This window comes from Ruminococcus sp. 1001136sp1_2201st1_G3_2201SCRN_220225 (genome assembly GCF_040924365.1).
GTDB classification, from domain to species: domain Bacteria; phylum Bacillota; class Clostridia; order Lachnospirales; family Lachnospiraceae; genus Blautia_A; species Blautia_A faecis.
The window spans coordinates 20,378-45,732 of the sequence record NZ_JBCOME010000025.1; the positions used below are offsets into that span (position 1 = coordinate 20,378).

Consider the following 25,355-nt stretch of genomic DNA (forward strand, 5'->3'; position numbering starts at 1 on the left):
CACGGAGTGAGCAGTAACGTATTTTTTCTCAGATTCCCTTAAATACAAATGAAAACTCCATAGGCTTACTTGTATCCAGCAGATATTCTTCCTGGGTTCTTGCTCCCCAGCTGTCGTCTCCGGCAATTCCCATCTGGCCTTTTGCCACGCGCACTACTGTGTAATGAATCTGGGGCAGCTCATATGGATGCATTGCATTTTCCATCTCATGAGGTGTGTATGGCAGGGCAGAGAACATCATCGGGCCGTTTTCTTTATCCATCTCAAAAAGCATTCCTCTGCCTTTCCGGTCTGTGATCTTCGCCCATCTGACCTCTTCCTTGGCACCGCATTCCTGTGGAACCATATATCTTGCCACATTATCTTTTACCATATTATCGTAGATTCCAAGCTTTGCACCTTTCTTACGGTCTGCATAGGTCTCAGCTTCTCCAAGTCCATACCAGGATACATGGTCATAATCTGCATTAAACTTGAAAATCACACCAAATTCCGGCATATCGCCAAGCTCCTTCACCGGATCATAGGAAAGTGTGGTACGAACTCTTCCATCTCCGAAAACTTCATAAGCAAGTGTACACTCAGCTGCCGGAATAGTGGGAAGAAAATAGGTATAGGATACCTTTACGGAATGCTCTTTTTCCTCTACCTTTGGTGCATTTCCAGGTCCATATGCCGTTCCGCGGTAATCCTTATGGTTTACATACATGCTGGCAAGCTTCCACTGTCCGTAGCGCATTGCCATCAGATTTCCACAGTCATTGTCTGTTGGTGCACGCCAGAAATTAGGCTTCGGAATTGCCTCGATCATTTCTTTTCCTGCGTATTTATAGGAAGCAAGACCACCGTTCAATACGGAGAAAAGCACCTCAAATTCCGCTCCGCGCACGCCAATATTATGGGTACTGCGAATTACCTCCAGATGCTCTGTGCAGGGCTTAACAGCTGCTTCCACCTGGTAAACATACTGTCCAAAGGCAACCTCATGACCTGCTTTCGCCCATGGCATATCCTCTTTCAAATGGAAAGAAACAGTTACCGTGTACTCACCTGCTTTCTCCTCTTTCTTAAATGGAAGAGCATATTCCATCTGGCTCAAAGGAGCCACTGCTGTATCCAGTACTTCTGTACGAATTACGTTTCCATCCTTCTGAAGAGTTACTCTGCATTCAAATGTGTCCGTATTTACAAACAGATTTTTGTTGATCACCTTCACTGAATCAGCACTTACCTGTGCAGTAATATTCTGATAATTAAATTTCACTTCCTGCATCTTCGGAGACGCATCACGATTTCCGCCATATGCAATACCATTTCCACTGAAATTATAATCAGTAGGACGCTCGCCAAAATCTCCGCCATATGCCTGGAACTCTTTTCCATAACGGTCTTTTTTGTAAATAGACTGATCGATATAATCCCAGATAAAACCACCCTGATATTTCGGCTCTGTATCTGTCAGATCTGTATATTTATGCATGGCACCGCAGGAATTTCCCATGGCATGGGTATACTCACAGCAGATAAAGGGCTTGGAATCATCTTTTGCAAGAAACTCTTTAATTGCTTCCACGGATGGATACATCTGGCTTTCCATATCGCTGGTAGCGTTATATCTGCGGTCATGGCAGACACCTTCATAATGTACCAGACGGGTAGGATCTGCATTTCTAAAGAGCTGGGACATTTCAAAAATATCCTTACCACCGAAGGACTCATTTCCACAGGACCAGATCAGGATTGCCGGATGGTTCTTATCTCTCTGATACATGGAATTGGCGCGGTCTAACATCATAGACTGCCATTCCGGCTTATCATGGGGAACCACATAAGTATAGTCCTTCGTAAATTCCGCTGTATCCCAGGAGCCGTGACTTTCCAGGTTGGTCTCATCGATCATGTAAATTCCAAACTCATCACAAAGCTGGTAGATCAGAGAAGCATCCGGATAATGACAGGTGCGGATGGCATTGATGTTATTCTGCTTCATGATGGTCAGATCCTTGCGTAGCTCTGCTTCGGATACACATCTTCCTGTTATGGAACTGAATTCATGACGGTTCACACCTTTAAATACAATTCGTTTTCCATTTAAAGTCATAATTCCGTCTTTCATTTCAAATCGGCGGAAACCGACTTTCTGAGGGATCACTTCCTGAAGAATACCATTCTCATCGAAAACCTCCATGATCAAATCGTAGAGCTGAGGATCTTCTGCACTCCAGAGAATCGGATTCTCCACTGTCCAGCTAAATGTATCAGCAACACCTTTCTGAACGGTTCTGCCAGCAGCTTCAGTGGCTGTATCTTTTCCGTTCCGGTCACTTCCTGTACTTGCTGCATTTTCGCCTAAGCTCTTATTTTCCTCCAATATGGTCTGTCCTTTTTTTGACAGAACAATATGTACGTTTCCCTTTCCCCAGGTGCTGGTCTTGACTTCAAACCGGGCTTTGTTAAGGCTCTCATCCGGGATTGCGCGGATCTGGAGATCATACACATGCACATCCGGTACTGTATAAAGATAAACCTCCCGGTAAATTCCGGAGAAGCGATAGAAATCCTGATCCTCGCACCAGCTGCTGGCTGTCCACTTGAACACCTGAGCTGCCAGCTTATTTTCCCCTTCTTTCACATAATCGGTGAGTTCAAATTCTGACGGGGTAAAAGAATCTTCACTATATCCTACAAACTGGCCATTCAGCCAGAGAGCGATTCCACTTTCTGCACCCTGGAAGGAAATAAAAAGACGTTTTCCTTTCATCTGTTCCGGCACTGTGAAATATTTCACATAGCTTGCCACAGGATTGAAATGCTCCGGAATCTCCCCTGGGTGAATATCCTCGTGTCCTTCCCATGGATACTGCACATTGGCATACTGAGGTGCATCGTAGCCCTCCATCTGGATATGGGCCGGCACACGGATGTCATCCCAGTCTTTGCAGGAATAATCTTCTCTCTCGAAGCCTTTTATGGTATTTCCGTAATTGCGGGCATAATGGAATTTCCAGATTCCATTTAAGCTGTGGCGGTAAGAAGTCTCACCTGTGGAAGCCTCTTCCACGTTTGCATAAGTGATATGATCGGAGTGCGCCTCCATTCTTCCGTCTTTAAAATACTCGGGATTCTTAACTAATGAATAATCAAATTCCTTCATATATAATCCTTTCTCGATACTGTTCACTGGTAACAACAGTAACCCTCTCTCTAAACGTTGCGGGCAATATTTTCCAGATGCCCTGTACTGGTTTTATTATAGTAATATAAACTTTCTATTTCCATGGAATTTTTACAGAATAATATATAAAAATCGTCCATAGATTGCGTATCCATGTTCAGAAAAAAGGGCGCCGCAAATAAATCGCAGCACCCTTAGATTTTCAAACTTATTTCACCGCACCGGTGATACCTTCTGCAAACTGCTTCTGCAGAACGAAGAATACAACCATGGTCGGAATGGAACAGAATAATACGCCGCACATCAGCATACCGTAATCGGTTACATAGCCTGTGATCAGGTTGGCGATCAGCATTGGCATTGTGATGGCTTTGTTATCTGTCATGATTACCTTCGGCCACAGGTATGCATTCCAGGCATTCATAAAGGTAATAACAGCGGCTGCCGCGTAGGTGGATTTCATGGTTGGAATAAACATCTGGAAAAAGATTCTCACTTCACTTAAGCCGTCAATTCGTGCTGCTTCGATAATATCTACTGGAAAAGCTCTTGCATTCTGTCGGAACATCATGATCATAAACGGTGTGGAAATGATCGGAAGGATAAATCCGATGGATGTATTCAGAAGCTTCGCTTTTGAGAACATCTTAAACAACGGAACCATAGTAGCAACCTGAGGAACCATCATGGCAAGAAGGAGAATAGAAAACAATCTGTCTTTTCCTTTGTCATGATATACTTCGAATCCGTATCCGGCGATGGAACAGATCAGAAGGCAGATCACTGTAGTCAGGATTGCATAGAAGAAAGAGTTTCCAAGTGCTCTCCAAAGTGGCTGCTGGGATGTCAGGTTCTTAAAGTTCTCCATGAAATAGCTTCCCGGAATAATACGTCCGCGTGATACATCCGTGGAGGTATTTGTAGCTGCTGAAATCATCCAGTACAGCGGGAAAACGGAGAAAAATGATACAATGATCAGAAAAATGTATGTAGGAATCAATCTTCTCTGGATTGCAGATTTGTTTTTCTTAGTCACGAGTATCACCTACTTTCAAGTTGATAAATGCCAGAACTGCTACCATAATAAAGATAATAAAGGACATTGCTGCTGCATATCCGAAGTTCGGCACGTTGACAAAACAGGTATTGTAAACATAATGTGACATTGTGATGGTTGAGTTTGCAGGACCACCCTTTGTCAGGTTCATGGACTCATCAAACAGCTGTAAGGTACCGTTGATGGACATGATGAAGGTCATGATAATAGTCGGCTTCAGAAGCGGTACTGTGATCTTCCAGAAGGTTTTCCATCCGTTTGCACCATCGATCTTCGCTGCCTCATAAACAGAATATTCGATGTTCTGAAGTCCTGCCAAATAGAATACCATGTTGTATCCGGTCCATCTCCAAATCAGGGCGATGATAATAACAATCTTCGCACTGGTGGAGTTTCCAAGGAAATTATATCCTGTGGAGAGAATTCCCAGTTTCATCAGTACACTGTTGACCAGACCGTCTGTTGCAAACATGGAACGGAAGATCAAGGAATAGGAAACCAGGGAAGTTGCACATGGAAGAAATACACATGTACGGAAAAAGCCTTTGAACTTCAGGTCTTTGTTGTTCAGAAGCTGTGCAAGCAGAATCGCAAGAATCAGCATGATCGGAACCTGAATGATCAGATACAGGAATGTGTTGCCAATGGACTGCTGGAACACTTTATCTGCAAGGATTCGTTTGTAGTTACTGAAGATTGGATCTGCAAAACGCATATTTGCGCCGGCACCTGTCTGCAGGGAAATGATAAATGCCCGGATCATTGGATAAAAGCTCATGATGGCGATCATGATAGAAGCTGGTGCCAGGAATATCCATCCGGCAGCTTTCTGCTTCGTAGCCAGTGTCATACCTTTTTTCTTGGAATTCACAGGAACTCCTCCTTTCAAGCCTATATATACTGCAACTTTTCCATCTAACAGCTGTACCAGTGAGCAAAATATTTTTATGTGACTTTCTTTTGCTCAGCCGTACAACTGTTAGATAGGCGCCTGTATGGAGTAACAGGCATTTTCTTTGAACAGAAAACGGAGGACTACTTAGCAGTCCCCCGCCTCCTAATAATTAATTCCTATTTAATTTTAATCACTGCCCGGAAAGGATTACTCAGTCATCTTGAATGCCAGTGTATCCTGTGCTTCCTGAAGAGCGTCTTCCTTAGCTGTTCCGTTTACGATATTAACAACAGCTGTGTTTACGCACTCTCTTGCCTCATAGTGATATGGAGTCTTTGTGAACTCCGGAATATGAGAAGAGTACTCTACGATTGTTGAGAAAATCGGCTGTCCGCCAAAGAACTCGTTTGGCTCATTGTAAACATCAGACTCACCAGCTGGCAGATAGCAGGAAATAGCACCTGTCTCAGAAAGGATTGCATCATAGAAGTCTGTGCTGGAGCCAAATGTGCTTGCAAGGAAGTCCTCAGCAAGCTCTACATTCTTGCAGTTAGAGGTAATATACCAGGAAGATCCACCGTTGTTTGCATAGTTTGTAGCTGTGTCAACACCGTCAACCTTAGGCATTGTGGTGATTCCCCATAAGCCTTTCTGATCTTCTGTGGACATCAGAGTAGCTGTGATCCAGTTACCATTTACAATACCAGCAGCCTCACCGCTTGTGATGGTTGCAATGTACTCATCCCAGTTGTTTACAAGTTTCACAACGTCGTTCTGAACCAGCTCTGTGTAAAGGTCGATACATTTCTCAGCTGTCTCATTGCCAACGATATAAGCTTCGCCGTCTTCGTTAACGAAGTTCGCACCACAGGACTGGATCATCATCATAAGGGTATCGCCGCCTGTTGCTTCGCTTGTAAGAAGGTATTTGCCGGTCTTCTCGTGAATATCTTTACCGATCTCTTCGAATTTGGACCATGTGATATCTGTAAGGTCATCCAGTGTATATCCTGCTTCTTCAAGGATATCTGTACGGTAGCAGGCGATAACAGCACCGTTATCAAACGGAACACCGTAATGTGTATCATCTACCATAGAATAGGACTGTTTCAGAGCTCCGAAATCATCCCAGTTAACATTCATATCTTTCAGGTCTGTGAAAGCATCTGGATAAGCTTTCAGGAATTTCTGATAGCTGTTATCCTGCATGAGAACGATATCCGGAAGTGTGCTGTAGTCACCAGCGTTAGCTGCTGTAGTAAGCTTGGTCTGGCAGTCATCAGAAGATGTCTCGATGATATCTACTGAAAAGCCTTCATGATCAGCTGCATACTGATCAGCTGCGATCTGCATGGACTTGATATTGAAGTTCTGGTCCCATGCCCATACGGTTAATGTGTTGTCGTTGTCCTCTGCAGATACAACTGTTGCTCCTGCTGCCATGGAAGCTACCATTGCACCTGTAAGTAATACGGTAAGTACTTTTTTCTTCATAGAAATATCCTCCCTTAAAATTGTTTCTCTGTATTTCTTATGAATGTATTATACCATCCGCATATAGGGTGATGTATGCAATACCGCTCATATAATGTGCATTTTCGACCATAATATGTGTTTAAGGCTTTTTCTTATTTTGTTCATTTTTTCACATTTTTTCGTCATGTTCACGAAACATATATCACTTTTCCACCATAGTGCATATGTTATAATTGATTTTCTGTACTTTTTCACAAACTTTATATGTATATTTTGTGAACTATTCACATTCTTTTATTTTATTTCTATGCAAAAAAGACTTTCTGAGGATACCTAGTTTTCAGGGTATGGAGCATCTCTTCCGTAAGGTCCAGAAGTAATTTGATCTTACGTCCGTCTTCCTTAATGATCATTGTGTAATAGGGAGTATCTTCTTCATAGGAAGTATAATCGTACTTCTTTAAGTGCTCTGTTCCACCGTTCTTTTTGTATTTTGCCACTGAGCCATGCCAGTGAGGGGCTACCACCTCCAGCTGCCGGAGATCCAGCTCATGGGCTGTCTTACGGTACTTGTTTCCATAAATCACATCTATGGTAAGCTGTTCATTTTCCATTATGTATTCATAATCCCGCTGGCAAAAGGTCCCGTAAATAAAATAAAGACCTGCCAGGCAAAAACCAGCCAGCATAAAGGCCTGGGATATGGTAATTCCCATAACAACAAACACTACGGCAAAAAATACCATGGTCTTTTTTAATACTCCGGAAAGCCTCTTTTTCTTTCTGGTCACCTGTTCTACTATTTTGTAATCGTACATTCTACCATCCCTCCTCTGAATGAATATCAAATTTCAAAAGCTGCTGTTCGTAATTTTCCGGGCGTTTCCGCCACTCTGCCGGCGACATTCCCATCAGCTGGCGGAAGTTCCGGTTAAATGTGGAATTGGTTGTAAAGCCACATTTGTAGGCAATATCTGCGATAGACTCATCCGTCTTTTTCAGGATCTCACAGGCAGTCTGAATCCTTACTTTGTTAATATATTCCAGAGGGCTCATGTGCATATAGGAGGTAAACACCCTGCGAAAATGAGTCTCACTGATATGGCAGGCTTTTGCCAGATCACCAATTCGGATATCCTCCATATAACATTGTGAAATATAGTCGATGGCCCTGGAGATCATATTGGTGATCTTTCCTTTTTCCTCAATATTTTCTTCAGCAGAGGAACGGTTCATTCTTGCCACTTCCGCAAGTAATGCCAATAATACTCCTTTGGCCTCTTCCAGATAAAACTCATCACTGGCGCGCATAATTTCCAGTATCTTGATTATTTTGTTTGAAAGGCTTTTATATTCTGATTCTTTCAGGCAAAGTGCTTTTGAATAAATACGCTGGATCATTTTTTCTGCCCTGAGGGGCGTTCCTGCAGCCACCTGCAAAAAACCTTCCGCATCAATAAACAAATATTCCCATTTGCTGATATTTCCCACATCGCTGGTGGTCGTATGGGGAAAGTTCGGTGGAATAATGGTAAATTCCCGCCCTGCAAAGCGTACAGGCTCTTCTCCTAACACCAGCTCTCCTTCGCCACTGTAGCAGAAACCGATCTCCAGATAGTTATGAAAGTGAAGGTAATCCACATCCCTTCCATAATTCTGCACCCACTTTTCACCAAGAAGTGCCAGAATGGGGATTCCATCCTGCATCTGGTAATAGCGGAATTCCATTTTCATTTTTCGTTTTTTTGCCATGTAGTCTCCTGTAAATTTCCTTGTAACTATTCTACTGTATTTCTCCTATCATACCATACTTTTTTCTTTTCTAAAACAGCAATCTACCCGGAACGTGTCTGCGAAAGACTTTCAAACAGACACCTGAACACAAAAAGGCCCTGCACGCGGCAGGGTCTTTTCGTTATATTACCATTTAATCTTTTCAGACTGTCTGATTAGTACAGTTTAGCCATCTCTTCGATGTTGTCTGGGTTGAACTCAAGTGGAGCACCAAGAACTACTTCTGTACCACCGTCATCAGCTGCTGTGATTGTGTAGTCGCCAAGGTCACCAGCTGTGAAGGTTTCATCAACAGCACCTGTGATCTCATCATTGATCAGAGCGATTGTTGTCAGAGCGGAAAGTTTTCCAAGGCCCTGCATATCCCACAGATAGAAGTATGGGCAGGAATGCTCATCATCAGCACCTGTGTACTCAAGCATCTCAGATGGAAGTCCAAGACCTGTCAGTTTGCAAGCAGATCCATTGTCCTGAAGGTATTTAGCAGCTGCAGCGATACCAACTGTTGTAGGTGCGCAGATAACTTTCAGATCCGGGTATTTCTCAAGAAGAGCTGCTGTCTGGTCTGTGGATTTCTGTGGCTCGTCATCGCCATATGCAACTTCTACAAGCTCAAGCTTGGAATATTTGTCATCCTCTTCCATAATCTTCTTCATAGCGTCGATCCATGCGTTCTGGTTTGCAGCCTGAGAAGTAGCGGAAAGAATTGCGAACTGTCCCTCTCCACCGGAGATATCAAGGCAAGCATCAAGAAGAGCCTGTCCTACAGCAACAGTACCAGCCTGGTTGATGAAGATCTGACGGCTGTCTGGGTTTGTAGCAGAGTCGAAGCAGGAGATCTTGATTCCTTCATCCATAGCTTCCTGTAATTTTGCCTGAAGTGCGTTAACATCGTTTGCAGAGATGCAGATTGCATCGTAGTCCTGAGAGATCAGGTTGTCAAGAACTTTGATCTGAGCATCTGCTGTAGCTGCCTCTGGATAAACTGTATCAACAGTAGCACCCTCTGCTTCAGCTGTCTCTACGAAAGATTTTGCAGCGATTTCGAAGAATGCGTTACCAGCGGATTTACCAACCAGTGCGATTTTCTTTCCGTCAGCGGAACCTGCCATAGCCGGAACTGCGGATCCAAGGATCATTGCACCACAAAGAATTGCGCTTACGATTTTTTTGTTCATGTTTTTTTCCTCCCATGGAATAATATAGTTTTTGTATTTGTAACTGCCCCGCCTTCTGCAAGGCAGTTTACAAGCTTTATAAGGTTATATATGAGTTCGTTAAGGATTTTTTATTTCGCTGTTTTTGCTTTTTTCTGAATCTCTTTGATGATGTTCGGAAGTGCAACTGCACCGATCAGAAGCACACCGATGATCAGCAGGATAACCTGCGGATGAATGTTTCTCTGTCCAAGACCAACACGAAGGCAGACGATGATAAATGCGGAAATCAGACCGCCGGCGATATTACCTTTACCACCTGTGGAGGAGATTCCTCCGAATACTGCCATTGCGATGGCATCCATTTCAAATCCGTTACCGGTTGTGGTATTTGCACCGAATGAGGAAGACATCAGGAACAGTGCACACAGTCCGGAGATGGTTCCCATCAGAGTGTAGATCACGAAACGGATCTTCTGTACGTGAATTCCGGAGTAGTAAGCTGCAAGACGGTTAGTACCGATTGCATATACCCTGCGTCCGAAAGTACATTTTCCAAGGATAACAGCTGCAATGATTCCAAGGATCAGAACCAGGAAAAGAATGTAAGGAACACGTCCTACCTTTCCGCCAAGTGCAGCAAAGCCTTCTGTGTTTGTTACGGAAATACTTCCACCACTTCCAAGAACGATTTCTGCAATACCTCTGAAAATAATCTGGGTTGCAAGTGTTACGATCATTGGAGGCAGTTCTTCGAATCTGGTAAGGACAAATGCGTTTACAGCACCGCAAAGGGATCCAACCAGAAGTGTGGCAAGGATCACCACGAGGAATGGAGCTCCTGTGTTTGCCACAATACAAGCCATTGTTGCGGAGAGACACACGATAGATCCAACGGAAATATCAATCTCACCAAGTACCAGAATGTATGCCATCGGCAGCATCAAGAAGATTTCTGCCAGATAAACAGGCATCTGACGGAGCAGACTCTTCAGATTATAGAACTCGGAAAAGTTTGCGCAGAAAATATTTACTGCAATAAACAGGAGTACCAGAATGCCTTCCCAGCTGAAGATCATCTGTTTCACAGGGCTTTTCGGCACGTTGTTAATACTTCTTCCAGATTTTCCAGCCATGATTACATCTCCCTTCCCTTTAATGCATTTTTGTCAGCTGTACGCTGTAAAACAATGTTTACAACAACTACTACAAGAATGATAACACCCTTGATGGTATTCAGCCACAGCTGATCGAAGAATGGGATCAGCGGAAGTGCTTTTGCGATGGTTGCAAGGATCAGGGATCCAAGAAGAGCACCAAGTACTGTACCACGTCCACCACTCATGCTTACACCACCGATAACGCAGGCTGCGATAACGTCCATCTCACCGCCCTGCTGCATATCAGGCATTGCAGAAGCGTAAATAGAAACCTGAAGGGCTCCGCCAAGACCGGCAAGAAGACCCATGATAGTGTAAACAAGAAGCTTAATATTCCTTACATTAATACCGGAAACTTCAGCAGCACTCGGGTTACTTCCTACTGCATAGATTCTTCTTCCGATGGTAGTCCATTTCATGAATACGAAGAAGATCACATAGCAAAGGATGATCACCCAGATTACAAGGCTCATTCCCAGGAATTTTGTTGTTGCAAAATTTTTAAATTCACCAAGGGCTGCTGCACTTGCCCACTCACCATTGTGGGAAACCAGATATCCCATTGCACGGTAGATGTACATGAAGCCCATTGTTGCAATGATCGGAGGTACATCTGCTCTGGAGATTACAAGACCTACCAGGAAACCACATGCGATTCCGATTGCCAGCGCGATCACAAATGCCAGGAAAGTACTGGAAATGTGTTCATATTTCAGAAGCATACCAATTGACATACCAGTCAGTGCCAGAGTAGACATGATGGAAATATCAATTCCACCTACCAGCATAACACACAGCATACCAAGTGACATTACCATTGTTACAGCATTGTTTTTCAGCATATCCGTCAGAGACTTGAATGTAAGGAATGACGGGCTGATGATTGTGATTACTACGAAAAGCAAAACCAGGATCACTGCAAGCAGTGCTTCACGGGAACCTGTCAGCTTTTTCATGAAAGATTTCTTTTCCATTATTTAGCTGCCCCCTTTCCGGTTGTACCTTTCTCCATTGCCAGCTCAAGGATCATCTCCTGAGTTGCTTCGCCTCTTCCCAGCTCACCAGTCTTACGTCCGTTGCACATTACAACGATTCGGTCAGACATTCCAAGGATTTCAGGCATTTCAGAGGAAATCAGGATAATTGCGTAACCCTTCTTTGCAAGATCACCCATGATCGCATAAATCTCAGCCTTGGCACCAACGTCAACACCTTTCGTCGGCTCATCCATGATAACAACCTTCATCTCCTGGCTAAGAGCCTTGGCAACTACAACCTTCTGCTGGTTACCACCGGACAGAGAGCTTGCAGGCTGGAAAATATCAACTGCCTTGGTATCAACCTCTTCCAGAAGTCTCTTGGAAAGATCTCTTTCTGTCTTCTCGTCATTGAAGCCGTTCTTCGCATATTTGCTGATAGTCGGAAGTGTTACGTTTCTTCCAAGTCCCCAGCTCATGATCAGACCTTCCTTCTGACGATCCTCCGGAAGAAGGATAATTCCTTCTTTCATTGCGTCAGATGGCTGTTTGATATGTACTTCTTTTCCCTCCAGATAAACCTTACCTTCATCTGGATTTGTGATTCCACAGACGCTCTCTACAACTTCTGTACGTCCTGCACCAACCAGACCTGTAAGACCTACGATCTCGCCAGCGCGTACATTGAAGGAAACATCTTTGAAATATCCGGTACGGGATAAGTGCTCGATACGAAGCATCTCATCACCAATCTTAACCTCCGGTTTCGGGAACAGATCCTTGATCTCACGGCCAACCATGGCTTTAATCAGGTCTGCATTGGTGATTCCGTCTACATCATAGGTACCAATATACTGAGAGTCACGGAAAACAGTAACTCTGCTTGCCAGGCGGTACATATCCTCAAAACGATGGGAAATGAAGATAATGGAAACGCCTTTTTCTTTCAACTGATCTACGATTCTGTAAAGCTCCTCGGATTCTCTCTTTGTAAGAGAAGCGGTAGGCTCATCCAGGATAACAATCTTTGCATTTGTGGACAATGCCTTTGCGATCTCAACCATCTGCTGCTGGGCCACACTTAAGGTTCCCATTTCTGCTGTGGAATCGAAATCTGCATTCAGCTGCTTCAGAAGCTTATTTGCCTCCTCATTCATAGCTTTCCACTGGATTATGTGATTCTTCTTGATCTCATGTCCCATAAAAATATTTTCAGCTACTGTTAAATGTGGATAGGATGTGGGGTGCTGATAAACAGCTGCAATTCCTGCTTCCTGTGCATCCTTCGGACCTTTGAAATCCACTTTTTCTCCAAACAGGTACATTTCGCCTTCTTCTGCTTTATGTACACCGGTAATTACTTTAATGAAGGTAGATTTACCTGCACCGTTTTCGCCCATCAGTGCGTGAACTTCGCCAGGCTTTAACTGGAACTGTACATTGTTCAGTGCTTTAACGCCGGGGAAAATTTTCGTAATGCCTTTTAATTCAAGAACATATTCAGACACGGCTTTTTCTCCTCCCTTTCTTGATCTGTTATTATTCTACCACCTGTGCACTTTGTTTGAAAATGGGAAAATATTTTGAAACAGGGTAAAATATTTTCCACTTAATGGGTAAAATTTTCCACTGATCTTAAAAATATTCCACAAAGCAAGGTACTTTTAGTCTCGTATTTTGGATATAATTGTGGTATGATAGGTGTGGCATTTTTTATTAATACGTTTTTATAACCTTACAGATAACTGTTCATTTCTTTCGCAGTTACTGTCATTTCACTAATCAGGAGCTCCGGTGATTTCCGGAGGGATATAACGGAGATTCATTATGAAATTACTGATCGTAGACGATGAAGAGCTCACCCGTACCGGTGTGATTTCTTCCATTGACTGGCAATCCATCGGAATCCAGGAAGTGCTTCAGGCAGATGATGGAATAAACGGAATTGAAATGGCCAGGGTACACAGACCGGACATTGTACTATGCGATGTGCGTATGCCCCGTCTGGATGGAATCGCAATGCTGGAACAGCTGGAAGAAATTCTTCCTGATATTGTTCCTGTTTTTATGAGCGGATATTCGGATAAGGAATATCTAAAGGCTGCCATCAAGCTAAAAGCCGTCAATTATATAGAGAAACCTCTGAACCCAGTGGAAATCCGGGATGCCATTATGGAAGCCCGTGATCTTTGCCTGGAGAAAAAACGCACCCGGCAAAATGCGTCCATCCATTCCATGGAAAGCGCTTCCCGCCTGGCACTTCTTCTCACCCAGCCTTTCGCACATGCGAAGGAAAGTATTGATCAGCTCATAGCGGAGCTGTCTCTGTCTATCAGCAATACCACTCCTTTTACTGCAATTGTGCTTAAAACCGATACAGAGGAGGAGCTTCCTCTTTCAGAGGCAAACGCCATGTTTCTGTCAGTCCGGGAATTTTTAAAAACCTTCCATATAGATTGTATTTTTGCAGAAAAGCGTGTGCAGTATATGGTTTACTTTTTGTTTGGTTCCACTCCCGGAGCTGCCGTTCGAAAAAGTATTGAAGAATTTTTCTGTAATCTGTATTCCCGCTGCACCAGATTCTGCATCGCAGCCGGAGACACTGTTACAGGTATTTCCAGAGCTTATCAGTCCTATACTTCTGCTGTTATTTCCCTGCAGAGCAGCTTCTTTTTCCCCACAGGTACCTTTCTGTCTCCTTTTTATCAGGCACCTGTTTCCGAAACAGCCGCAGAGCTTTCTGCCAGTCCGGAGAATGAATTTCTCACTCTTCTCACTGAAAAAAATAAGGAAAAAGCAAAAGCTTTCCTTGATAATCTGTTTCTGTATTATAACCAGAATCAGAATATTCTGCCTAATCAGGCCAAGGATCTCTATTACAAATTATTCCGTGCTTTGGACAATGCTGCGCGTCAGCTGAAGCTAACCTTATCAGATACCCAGGAAAATTTAATAGACACATTGGAAAAGATTTTTTCCTATAATGAGATGCACCAGAAGCTGGTGAAAAAGACAGAGATTTTTTTCCAGACAGCAGTCAGCACAGAAGAAGAAAATTCTACTATTTTTCTGATCAAGGATTACATAGGGCAGAAATATATGAACGAGACCTTATCTGTGAAAGATATCAGTGATCATGTATTTTTATCAACCTCGTATGTGTGTACCTTCTTCAAAAATGAGACCGGTCAGACTTTAAATCAGTACCTCACAGAATACAGAATGGAAAAGGCCAAGCAGCTGCTGTCTGACCCCAGGTATAAAATTACAGATATTTCCTCGCGGGTGGGATACAGTGACGGGAATTATTTCGGTAAAAGTTTTAAGAAGTATACAGGTTTTTCTCCTTCTGAATATCGAGAGAAAATGAGTTAGTTTTCTGCAACACATAAAAAATTTTATATATTTCAAAACACCTATATATTTTTGAGGAGTGTGAAATAATTTGCATAAGCTTAAGCAATGGTACCAGGATCTGAACCTGCAGTCCAAGTTTACCCTGGTACTTCTTTTGATTGTGTCAATTCCTGCGATTGCCATTATCTTCTTTTTTTATGGAAGAGCCTACGACATGGTAGTTTCCTATACAATCCGCCAGGAACAGGACCGGTCTGCAGAAACGGCACCGTTGATAGAAGAATCCATTCAGAAAGTCCTGGATGTAAGCGAAGAGATTTCTTCCCTTGATTTTTACCAGACACTTTTTAAAAATGCCATAACCGACTCCTTCACGAATCTGGCAGATTCCCCGGATGCGGCATCTTTTTCCCAAAAGGTAGATCAGCTGATCACTGGTACACCTGTTACCAATGTCAAAATTTATATGGAGGTACCAAAAGACTCTCCTTCAGACATAAATGCACTTTTAAATAAGGAAGACCTGAAAGATACTTTTCTATCTCTTGATCAGATCCGTGGAACCTACTGGTATGGTATTTTCCGCGGAAGCCGCGTTTCCCAGCTTTTTTGTCCCTCCTTCTATCTTGGTACAAAGGAACAAAAGGCATATGGAGATCAGGCATATATCACCCATGCTTCTATGATCTATAACAACGGAACTTATGATGCTTATATGGCGGTCTATTATTCCAGTCATGATTTTCAGCAGATCCTGTCTGAGAATCTTACTTTGGACGGCAGTGTTTCTTATATTATGAATGAGCGTAACAACCTGGTTTCTGCTTCCAGTGATTCTCTCGCCGGAATTTACTGGCTGAATTACGACAAGATCATGGAGTCCTACATGTCCTCCAACAGTTTCGTGGAGCAGGATATTCTGGGGAAAACCGTTTACGTTGGTTTCTACCGGATCAAACAGCCAGGCTGGTTTATGGTGACGGTACTTCCCTCCCAGCCCCTGATCAATCAGAGTAATACCCTGGTTTTGCAGTTTTTATCCATTTATATTGCGGTACTGGTGCTTGCCTTTTTGCTTGCAAGTACCTTGTCCAAATCCATTACAGGGCGAATTTCCTCCGTTATCAGTCAGATGAGAACAGTCCGTCACGGTCCTCCGGTCCCTATGGACAGCCCAAGTGCGCACGATGAAATTGGTGACCTTATTGATACATACAACTATATGACACGCAAAATGAATCAGCTTATGGAAAAACAGGCCCAGGCTGCTGAGGATCTGCGAATTGCCGAGTTTAATTCCCTGCAGGCTCAGATCAATCCCCATTTTCTTTATAATACCATGGATATGATCAACTGGATGGCCCAGCAGGGACGTACCTCTGAGGTCTGTAACGCAGTGCAAAGTCTTTCCAGATTCTACAAGCTGACACTTAGTCGTAAAAAGGGAATCAGTACTATCGCCAAGGAAGAAGAACATGTTTCCATCTATGTTCACCTGCAGAATATGCGCTATCATGACAGCATTTTCTTCATTTCCGATATTCCGGATGAACTGATGGAATACCAGATTCCAAAGTTGACCCTGCAGCCTGTTATAGAAAATTCCATACTACACGGCATTCTGGAAAAACCTTCCAAGTCTGGAACTATTGTACTTACCGGATGGATGGAGGATGGGGATATTGTACTTCTGATTTCTGATGACGGAGTTGGAATCGCGCCGGATAAACTGCCCGTGATTCTTTCCGGGGAAGGAACCAGTATTTCAGGTGGAACCAATATTGCGATTTATAATACTCACAGACGGCTTCAAGTGCTTTATGGCGCAGATTATGGTTTGACTTATTCCAGCGATGTAGGAAAAGGAACCGAAGTGCAGATTCGGATTCCAGCGAAGAGGGATGAAACCTCTGGCGAAACGCCAAAGCCCCTGTAAACTGATGTTTTCAGCACCGTCTTACGCAGGCGGTGCTTTTTGTATGGAATTTCACAGAAGATAACAAACGGGAGAGTCCACAGACTCTCCCGTTTATTGAATATGAATATGTGTACAGACCATATAGATGGTCTTATTCTTGCTATTATTTACACAACTTTGAAAATTATCTTGTTACAATATCAACCGGTACATTGAAGATCTTTGCAACCTTCAGGATGGTATCAATATGTCTGCCTGTTGCAGCTGCCATATGATGTGTCGGGCCAGCTTCGCTCCAGCGGTTTACAAACTCTCTTGCGCCACATGTAAAACGAGTTCTCATGTTCGTATCGCCAAAGGAAAGGATTGGTCCTTCCTCGTTGATTCCCTCAGCAACAACGAATTTGAAGCGTCCGTCTCCATCCTGTGTGATTGCAAGATAGGTAACCGGACCTGTGTATGGATAGAACTGTGTCAGATATCCGCCGCCTGTTTTGCCATGGAACACTGGTACGATCTTCATGGTAGGTTTCTTATCAGAAATATCGGCATCACCACTTCCAGAATGACCGATAATGCAGATGTCATCATTGAAGTCAATGGAATACATCTCGGAAAGCTGGCCTGTGCCGGAAATTGTCTTCAGAATACTCATTGCCATGGCAACCTTCATATCACCCTCAACAGCACATGCAGTACCCTGTTTGATCAGCATAGAGAATGCCGGAATCAGCATACTGTCAAGGACACCAGCCTTGCCCTGTGCAAATCCGTCATAATGGGAAGCGATCATTCCAAGATGCTCGTCCTTTACCCATTTCTCAAATGCTACAACATATTTTGCCATATCCCATACTTTCTCAATTGTTCCGCCGCCCTCAATATCAAAGGTGTCCAGAATATCCTGAGCTTTTGCACGAATTGCATCCTCATCTGTGATATCATCCGCAATTGCCCACATTTTTTCCCAGTCAAACTGTTTGGTATAAAGGAACATTCTGTTATACAGGTTAGTCTCATCAATGTAAAGGTCCATCATACCTGGGTAAGGTCTTCCAATCTGGGCAATATTTGTGTCACGGAATCTTCTTCTTACCTGAGCTGCTTTACACCAGTCTTCAATCTCAGCCTGAACATCTGGATCTCCGCCTTCTACAACACCAGTGATAACAGCATGTCTCTTTCCAGCTCTCTCAAGGTCAGCAACAGCTTCTCCAACAGCACCGCAGGCATATCCTTCGCCGAGCCATGTAGCAATGTCTGTGTGATCGTAATCCAGAGCTTTCAGCTTCTGAACATTTACCAGAACAACCGGAACATTCAGGTCACGGATTGCAGGAAGCATGTTGTAGGATGTAGCGTAGGTTAACATCTGAAGGAAAACGAGATCAACGTCTGCTGCACGGAATTTATCCCCAGCAGCCATAGACTGTTCTTTTGTTGTTACCATTCCTCCATCGATGATTTCTACGGTATCCGGAATTGTTTTCTTAAATGCCTCGTACTGAGCCTCAAACTCTGGTACCAGTGAAGGGAACTGAGGCAGATATGCGCCTAAAGCAATAGAAAATACGCCAACCTTTGCTTTTGTGTTTACTAACATAGTAGTACCTCCTGTTTAATTTGATATATTATGCATCTGTGATTCAGGCTGCGAACATAACGCTTATTGCTCATAGGTTCAGAAACAATCTGTTTGCCCATATGCCACAGCTCATAACCACAAATGCCATTATACAAATGATCGTATATCCCGGCTGTTTTAACTTCTCATTAAGCCTGATATACCTTAATTCCAAAGGACTCATGAATGGTAGTACGAGCCTCTTCGATTGATTTAAACTCTTCTGCTTTTAACATCTGAGCGGTAATATTACCGATTGCAGTTGCCTCTCCAGGACCTGCATGAACCTCTTTGCCTGTTGCTCTCGCAGTCAGCTCATTAAGATAGCCTGCATTGGAACCGCCGCCAACTACATGGATACGACTGAAGGTTCTTCCTGTCATCTCTTCCAGTTCCTTTGCTGTCTTTGCATAGCACTCAGCAAGACTGGTATAAATAACAGTAGCAATTTCTCCTAAAGTTTCCGGAACCTTCTGTCCGGTTCTTCTGCAGTAATCTTTAACCTCTTCGATCATGCTTTCCGGAGAAAGGAAGCACTCATCATTTGCATCTACTCTGGATGGGAAATCTTTCGCTTCCTCTGCCATCTGACAGATTTCTGCAAATCCATATTTATCATCATATTCATGACGAACAGACTGGATCATCCAAAGTCCCATGATATTTTTCAGATAACGGAATCTTCCTGCATAGCCGCCCTCATTCGTAAAGTTCATCTCGCAACTCTTCTTGGAGCAGTCAGCTTTTTCTCTTTCAATTCCCATCAATGACCATGTTCCGGAGCTGATATAAATAAAATCGTCGTCGTTTGCAGGAACTGCAAGAACTGCGGATCCGGTATCATGTGTAGCCGGTGCTACAACTTCCACATCAAACCCAACTTCTGCTTTTACCTCTTCTGTAAAGTGTCCAACACTGGTACCAGGCATGATCAGCTTCTGGAACATTTTTCTTGGATATCCAAGTTTATCAATCAGTTCGTAATCCCAGTCCTTTGTTTCTGCATTTACCAGCTGACCTGTTGTTGCCTCTGTATATTCACAGGTTTTCTTGCCTGTAAGAAGATAATGGAAATAATCCGGTACATGAAGCATAGTTTCAGCCTGTTCCAGATATTCCGGATGTTTTGTCTTCACAGCCATCAGCTGATATACCGTGTTGAAAATTGCTTTCTGAATACCGGTACGTGCATAAAGATCCTCAAGAGAAATCGTCTTATATACTTCCTCATCCATACCTTCATTTCTGTGATCACGATATCCTACTGTATTTCCAAGAACCTTGTCGTCCTTATCCATCAGTACAAAGTCAACGCCCCAGGTATCAACGCCCATGCTTACTGGAATCTTGCCGATCTCTTTACATTTCTTAAGACCATTCTTAATTTCCTGGAAAAGTCTGTCAAACTCCCAGCAAAGCTCGCCGTCTTTCTTTACCATTCCATTCTCAAAACGATGAACTTCCTCAAGCTCCATTTTTCCATTCTCAAGATGTCCAAGGATCAGACGTCCGCTGGAAGCACCGATATCTACTGCTAAATAATACTTTGTCATTTTATGAAACCTCCTCAATTGTAAAATTACGCTGTATGTATCAAGGTTCCTGTCTTATTGTCACACACAAATGTCTCATCGAACATTTTCCATAAACAATAACGTACAAATCCTGATGTTCCTCACACAGCTGCCTTTCTAATTGATGATATCATAGTACTATAATATCCATCAATAAATAAGAACCTTGTTTGTCTAAAAAAGTGTCCTTATTTGCAACCAGAATATTCTATCCACTATATTCACCAAAAACCTCTCACATAAAGTATCCGGAAGATAGTGACAATATTTTCCGTGCTGCAATAATTCCTCTTTCACCCAGAAAACCCCCGGGGCAATGCCCCAGGGGTCTGTTTCATTCACAGTTTATAAACCTGCAAACATTGGACGTTGTGTCGTCTCTTTACTTTTTAATTAGTCGTAAAGGTTTGGAGCGATGTTTTCATCGTCGATGTTTGTAGAATCATACCAGTAACCAGCTGTAGGAACATCCTCAAGCTCAGCTCCGTTAGCAGCTGCTGTCAGAGCGTAGATTGCATAATATCCCATCATCAGAGGAGACTGTGTAACTGCACCAAGGAATGTGCCATCTGTTACAGCTGCTTTAATGATAGAACCAGCGTCGAAACCAACACCGATAACATCACCGTTAGCTGCGTCAGAACCAAGAACGTTCAGGTTAGCGTTAGCTGCAAGAACACCCTCTGCTGCAACCTGGTTGGAACCGAAGATTGCGATACAGTTTTCCTGGGAAAGGATAGCCTGAGCCTCTGTGGAGCAAAGCTCTACAGTTGTCTGTGCCGGAACTGCAACCTGGATAACAACGTCTGCGTCAGCTTCTTCAGCGTCAGCACCTTCTGCTGCGTTTACATAGAACTCATTACCTTTAACTGCTACTGTTTTTCCATCAGCTTTAATCAGCTCGATCATCTTATTGATGAATCCTGTACCACGCTGCTGGATGTTAAGACCTGTAGCATCCTGGTTAACCTCACCGATGATAACCTGTCCGTCAGCATTAGCGATAACGTCTTTGATTGCCGGATACATGTTCTCAGCTGCTACAGAACCAGCCTGATTGTTGTCTGTGCAGACTTCGCAAACTACAGATCCTTCCGGAGCATCAGCGATACCTGTATCAAATGTAACAACCGGGATTCCTTTGTCAACACATGTCTGAAGAGCTTCCTGAACAGAAGATGTATCACAAGCTGCAAGTCCTAATCCAACAGGATTAGCTGCGATAGCTGTATTGATCATGTTAACCTGGTCAGCGATATCGGACTCACTGTTTGGTCCCTGTGCTGTATAGGTAACACCTAATTCTTCAGCTGCTTTGTCCATACCTTTCATAGCTGCTTCCCAGTATGTAGCCTGGAAAGATTTAACCATCATAGGGAATTCATAAGCTTCGTTAGCTGTAAGTCCTTCAAACTGATCTTCCGGAGCTGCCATAACAGTTGTTGCTGCTAAACCAGATACCATTGCTGCACAGAGTACTAATGCCATAACTTTCTTTGCTTTCATTTACTACTTCCTCCTTGAAATAAAAATTATATAGTTTTTTATGATGATACGTCGCTACACTCTCCGACGCTTCACATCCGTTATGAAATTGTTGCTGTTTACCAGCTGTTCTGCTTATAAACAGAATTTTACTTTTCTTCAGGCTGACTGTCTGAAAGCCAGCCTGTATGTTTCAGTTATTAGTGTGCACTTTTTTTCTCTTTCAGGATATCGATCAATACTGCAACGATCAATACAACACCTGTGATGATCTGCTGCCAGTTTGCCTGCAGACCGACATATGGAAGACCGGTCTTTAACAGCATGATTACGAAAATACCTACCAGAGTTCCTACTACAGATCCATAACCACCGGAAGCTGCAACACCACCAACGAATACACCACCGATTGCGTCCATCTCAAGTCCAGCACCAGTACCAGGCTGTACAGTAGGAGTTACTGCTGCGTATGCGATAGCTGCAAGTCCGGTAAACAGACCGCAAACTACGTATACCATTACATGGTAAAACTTAACATTGATTCCGGAAAGAGCTGCTGCTTCTTTGTTGGAACCGATTGCGATGGTGTAACGTCCGAATTTTGTATGATTCAGAACGAACTCCATCAGGATTACCAGAAGGATCATCCAAAGGAAACCGAGCGGGTAACGGGAAGCGCTTCTTCCCTGTCCGATTGTCAGTTTAAAGATGGAATGGAACCATCCGCCTGGCTGATTCAGTGTTGGCCATGGTGTAGCACTGCAAAGAGAACCAGCACCACGGGTAATCATACAGGTACAAAGAGTAGCAAGGAATGGCGGCAGGTTCATGATACCAATGAGAACACCGTTCAATGCGCCGATTGCAATTCCAAGCACTACACAGAGCAGCATTGCTACTACTACTGGAACATTGTTGCTTCTTACAAGTGTTCCGCCGATCAATGCGTAACATACCATACCAGTTCCGATTGACAGGTCTACACCGCCTGTGATAAGCGGGAATGTAACACCGATTGCCATCAGAAGGTCATAATATGAGAAATCCAGCATACTCAGGATTGTGGTGTACTGTCTGAACTCCTTACTCATAAAGGAGAAAACAGCAGACAGTGCAATGATAACCAGCAAAACAATAAATCTCTGATCACTTAAAATACTTTTTTTCTTCTTAGTCATGACGTCCTCCTTAATCGATATTCCGTGTCGCCTTATTCATGATGTGTTCCTGTGTAGCTTCAGAAATATCAATATTTCCTGTTACCTTACCTTCACACATAACGATGATTCGGTCACTCATTCGGAGAATCTCGGTCATTTCAGAGGAAATCATAATAATAGATTTTCCTTCTGCTGCAAGCTTGCTCATTAACTTGTAGATCTCGTTCTTCGCACCAACGTCGATACCTCTTGTAGGCTCATCGAAGATCAGGATCTCACTGTCACGGGTAAGCCATTTTGCAATAACTACCTTCTGCTGGTTACCACCGGAAAGATTCACTACCAGCTGGTCTGTAGAAGGAGTCTTGGTTGCAAGCTCTTTCACATATCTCTCTGTAACTTTTTTCTCTTTGGCTTTGTTGATGAATAAACCGTTGCAATATTCTTCCATGGTAGCCAGGGTTGTGTTCTCTGTTACAGATTTCTGAACAACAACTCCATATCTTCTTCTGTCCTCAGACAGATAACCGATACCATATTTAACAGCATCCTGTGGGCTGTTGATGGTTACTTCATGGAGCTGTCCATCTTTACCCATAATGGAAATCTTACCGCTCTGTTTCGGATCTGCCCCAAACAGTGCTCTGGCTGTCTCGGTACGTCCTGCTCCCATCAGTCCTGAGAAGCCAAGGATTTCTCCTTTACGAAGCTCGAAGCTTACATCCTGAACCATCTTGCCTGCATTCAGATGCTCTACCTTCAAAACAACCGGAGCATCTGGGGCAACCATGCTATGATCCTTCGGATCTTCGTAAATAACACGACCAACCATCATGTTGATAATATCTTCTTTTGTACTGTCAGCTGTGATCAGGGTTCCAACATAGCCACCATCTCGCATGACAGTTACACGGTCTGTGATGACCTTGATCTCATCCATACGGTGTGAGATGTATACAATACCAAGATTCTTCTTACGAAGGTCTTTGATGATTTCAAATAAATCCGCAATCTCCTTCTCAGTAAGAGCTGCTGACGGCTCATCAAAAATGATTACCTCAGCTTTGTGGGAAATAGCCTTTGCAATCTCACACATCTGCTGCTTACCAACAGTAAGATTACTCATTTTTTCTCTCGGATCGATTTCAATATTCAGATCCTGAAATAATTTCCTGGAATCTTCAATCATCTTCTTGTCGTCTACACGGATTCCCTTCTTCGGTTCACGTCCGATAAAGATGTTCTGTGCAACAGTCAGATCTCCGATCATATTTAATTCCTGATGTACGATTACCACTCCGGCATCCTGAGCTTCACGGGTATTGTGAAATTCTGTCTCTTTGCCTTTATATGTAATTGTTCCGGAATCCTTCTGGTAAATACCGGTAAGCACCTTCATCAGTGTGGACTTTCCGGCTCCGTTCTCTCCCATAAGTGCATGTACTTCACCGCGTTTCACTTCGAAATTAACATGATCCAGGGCATGAACTCCAGGAAAGGACTTATCAATATCCTTCATAGTTAAAATAACTTCACCCATTATCGAATCCTCCCTTATGATCAGTTCTTTCTGCGTCTTGCAGAAACGTCAGCGTAAACTGCTACAATAACAATGATACCTGTAATAATCATCTGCTGTCCTTTGCCAAGACCAAATGCCATGATTCCCTGCTGAAGAAGAGAGATGATAAATACACCGATTACAGTACCGCCGATGGAAGCAAGTCCACCAACCATGGATGTACCACCCATTACACAGCCTGCAATTGCCTCGTTGTTATACTGATCGCCATATCCTGGCTGAACGGTTGTATAAGTAGCTACAAAGAACAGTGCTCCGATTCCTACCAGGAATCCACAGATCACATATGCAAGCATTCTCCATTTTCTGGTATTGACACCAGAAAGACGAACTGCCTCGCTGTTAGATCCAAGACAAAGGATATAACGTCCTGGCTTTGTATTGTAAAGAACAATACCGCAAACCACTGCCATTCCAAGGAAGATCACAAGACCAACCGGGAATCCATTATAAGATGCGATATTACGGAACCATCCGTTTACCGGATCAGAACTCTGCGGCCAGCTGACTGACTGTGTCTTGGTAAATACAGAAGCAATACCTTTTGCAATGTTCATGGAAGCCATGGATACGATAAATGGCGGAACTGACATATAAGAAACCAGCCATCCATTAAATATACCAAATGCAAGACCAATGAGCACACACAGAACCATGGCAGCTGCACAAGGAACTCCATAAGAAGTCATGCAGTAACCGGAAACCAGTGCACAGCAGAACATAACCGGTCCGATGGAGAAATCAATTCCTCCTGTAGCAATTACAAATGTTACTCCAAGTGATAAAAAGCCCAGGAAGTATACATAGTTCAAAGTAGATTTGATACTGTCGCCAACAGGGAATTTACTTCCGAGTACTACCTTGAAAACTACGAACATAAGAACAAGAATACAGACAAGCATGATTCTGTTCAGGCCGAGCTTTTTCACAATTGGATTTTGTTTTAACTTTTCCAACTTTTCAC

General features: G+C 43.3%; 18 protein-coding genes. 2 read left to right on the forward strand and 16 right to left on the reverse strand.

Going from position 1 to position 25,355, the window contains the following annotated elements:
• Positions 1 to 28 precede the first annotated feature (28 nt).
• From AB5642_RS09665 to AB5642_RS09710, 10 genes are all read right to left on the reverse strand, one after another.
• Complete coding sequence (locus AB5642_RS09665; protein WP_173770679.1) at positions 29 to 3,154, reverse strand: glycoside hydrolase family 2 TIM barrel-domain containing protein; 3,126 nt, start codon at positions 3,152 to 3,154, stop codon at positions 29 to 31.
• A 229-nt stretch (positions 3,155 to 3,383) separates the two neighbouring features.
• A complete protein-coding gene (locus AB5642_RS09670) occupies positions 3,384 to 4,211 on the reverse strand; it encodes a carbohydrate ABC transporter permease (protein WP_173717083.1) in 828 nt (275 codons plus the stop codon).
• A complete protein-coding gene (locus tag AB5642_RS09675) occupies positions 4,204 to 5,103 on the reverse strand; it encodes a carbohydrate ABC transporter permease (protein ID WP_148461199.1) in 900 nt (299 codons plus the stop codon). The genes AB5642_RS09670 and AB5642_RS09675 overlap by 8 nt, the downstream gene beginning before the upstream one ends.
• A gap of 231 nt (positions 5,104 to 5,334) precedes the next feature.
• A complete protein-coding gene (locus tag AB5642_RS09680; protein ID WP_148461198.1) occupies positions 5,335 to 6,621 on the reverse strand; it encodes an ABC transporter substrate-binding protein in 1,287 nt (428 codons plus the stop codon).
• A 287-nt stretch (positions 6,622 to 6,908) separates the two neighbouring features.
• Positions 6,909 to 7,421, reverse strand: coding sequence for a hypothetical protein (locus tag AB5642_RS09685; RefSeq protein WP_148461197.1), 513 nt, complete (start codon positions 7,419 to 7,421; stop codon positions 6,909 to 6,911).
• A gap of 1 nt (position 7,422) precedes the next feature.
• Positions 7,423 to 8,355, reverse strand: coding sequence for an AraC family transcriptional regulator (locus AB5642_RS09690; RefSeq protein WP_173770680.1), 933 nt, complete (start codon positions 8,353 to 8,355; stop codon positions 7,423 to 7,425).
• Positions 8,356 to 8,552: 197 nt separating this feature from the next.
• The gene (locus AB5642_RS09695; RefSeq protein ID WP_368371566.1) at positions 8,553 to 9,575 is read right to left on the reverse strand and encodes a substrate-binding domain-containing protein; all 1,023 of its coding nucleotides are present in this window, start codon (positions 9,573 to 9,575) and stop codon (positions 8,553 to 8,555) included.
• 110 nt (positions 9,576 to 9,685) lie between these two features.
• Entirely contained in the window at positions 9,686 to 10,690 is a 1,005-nt protein-coding gene (locus AB5642_RS09700) for an ABC transporter permease (RefSeq protein ID WP_173770682.1), read from the reverse strand.
• Between the two features lie 2 nt (positions 10,691 to 10,692).
• On the reverse strand, positions 10,693 to 11,688 hold the full coding sequence (locus tag AB5642_RS09705) for an ABC transporter permease (protein WP_195590354.1): 996 nt from the start codon (positions 11,686 to 11,688) through the stop codon (positions 10,693 to 10,695).
• Complete coding sequence (locus AB5642_RS09710) at positions 11,688 to 13,199, reverse strand: sugar ABC transporter ATP-binding protein (RefSeq protein ID WP_227200983.1); 1,512 nt, start codon at positions 13,197 to 13,199, stop codon at positions 11,688 to 11,690. Before AB5642_RS09710 ends, AB5642_RS09705 begins: the two co-directional genes overlap by 1 nt.
• A 319-nt stretch (positions 13,200 to 13,518) precedes the next feature.
• On the opposite strand from AB5642_RS09710, the gene AB5642_RS09715 reads away from it, so the two are divergent.
• Together AB5642_RS09715 and AB5642_RS09720 are read left to right on the forward strand one after the other, a co-directional pair.
• Complete coding sequence (locus AB5642_RS09715; RefSeq protein WP_173717937.1) at positions 13,519 to 15,066, forward strand: response regulator; 1,548 nt, start codon at positions 13,519 to 13,521, stop codon at positions 15,064 to 15,066.
• Positions 15,067 to 15,136: 70 nt separating this feature from the next.
• Positions 15,137 to 16,984, forward strand: a complete 1,848-nt coding sequence (locus AB5642_RS09720) for a sensor histidine kinase (RefSeq protein WP_237925890.1) — start codon at positions 15,137 to 15,139, stop codon at positions 16,982 to 16,984.
• 166 nt (positions 16,985 to 17,150) lie between these two features.
• Here AB5642_RS09720 and AB5642_RS09725 read toward each other — a convergent pair whose 3' ends face one another.
• The 6 genes from AB5642_RS09725 to AB5642_RS09750 form a co-directional block, all read right to left on the reverse strand.
• A complete protein-coding gene (locus AB5642_RS09725) occupies positions 17,151 to 18,569 on the reverse strand; it encodes an arabinose isomerase (RefSeq protein WP_173717089.1) in 1,419 nt (472 codons plus the stop codon).
• A 170-nt stretch (positions 18,570 to 18,739) separates the two neighbouring features.
• Positions 18,740 to 20,143 carry a rhamnulokinase gene (gene rhaB, locus AB5642_RS09730; protein WP_118577746.1) on the reverse strand — a complete coding sequence of 468 codons (1,404 nt, stop codon included), beginning with the start codon at positions 20,141 to 20,143 and terminating at the stop codon, positions 18,740 to 18,742.
• Positions 20,144 to 20,557: 414 nt separating this feature from the next.
• Positions 20,558 to 21,670 (reverse strand): substrate-binding domain-containing protein, encoded by a 1,113-nt coding sequence (locus tag AB5642_RS09735; RefSeq protein WP_148461188.1) that lies wholly within the window; start codon positions 21,668 to 21,670, stop codon positions 20,558 to 20,560.
• A 179-nt stretch (positions 21,671 to 21,849) separates the two neighbouring features.
• Entirely contained in the window at positions 21,850 to 22,827 is a 978-nt protein-coding gene (locus AB5642_RS09740) for an ABC transporter permease (RefSeq protein ID WP_118577748.1), read from the reverse strand.
• A 10-nt stretch (positions 22,828 to 22,837) separates the two neighbouring features.
• Complete coding sequence (locus AB5642_RS09745; RefSeq protein ID WP_148461187.1) at positions 22,838 to 24,349, reverse strand: sugar ABC transporter ATP-binding protein; 1,512 nt, start codon at positions 24,347 to 24,349, stop codon at positions 22,838 to 22,840.
• 20 nt (positions 24,350 to 24,369) lie between these two features.
• Positions 24,370 to 25,347, reverse strand: coding sequence for an ABC transporter permease (locus AB5642_RS09750; RefSeq protein ID WP_118577750.1), 978 nt, complete (start codon positions 25,345 to 25,347; stop codon positions 24,370 to 24,372).
• Positions 25,348 to 25,355: the final 8 nt, after the last annotated feature.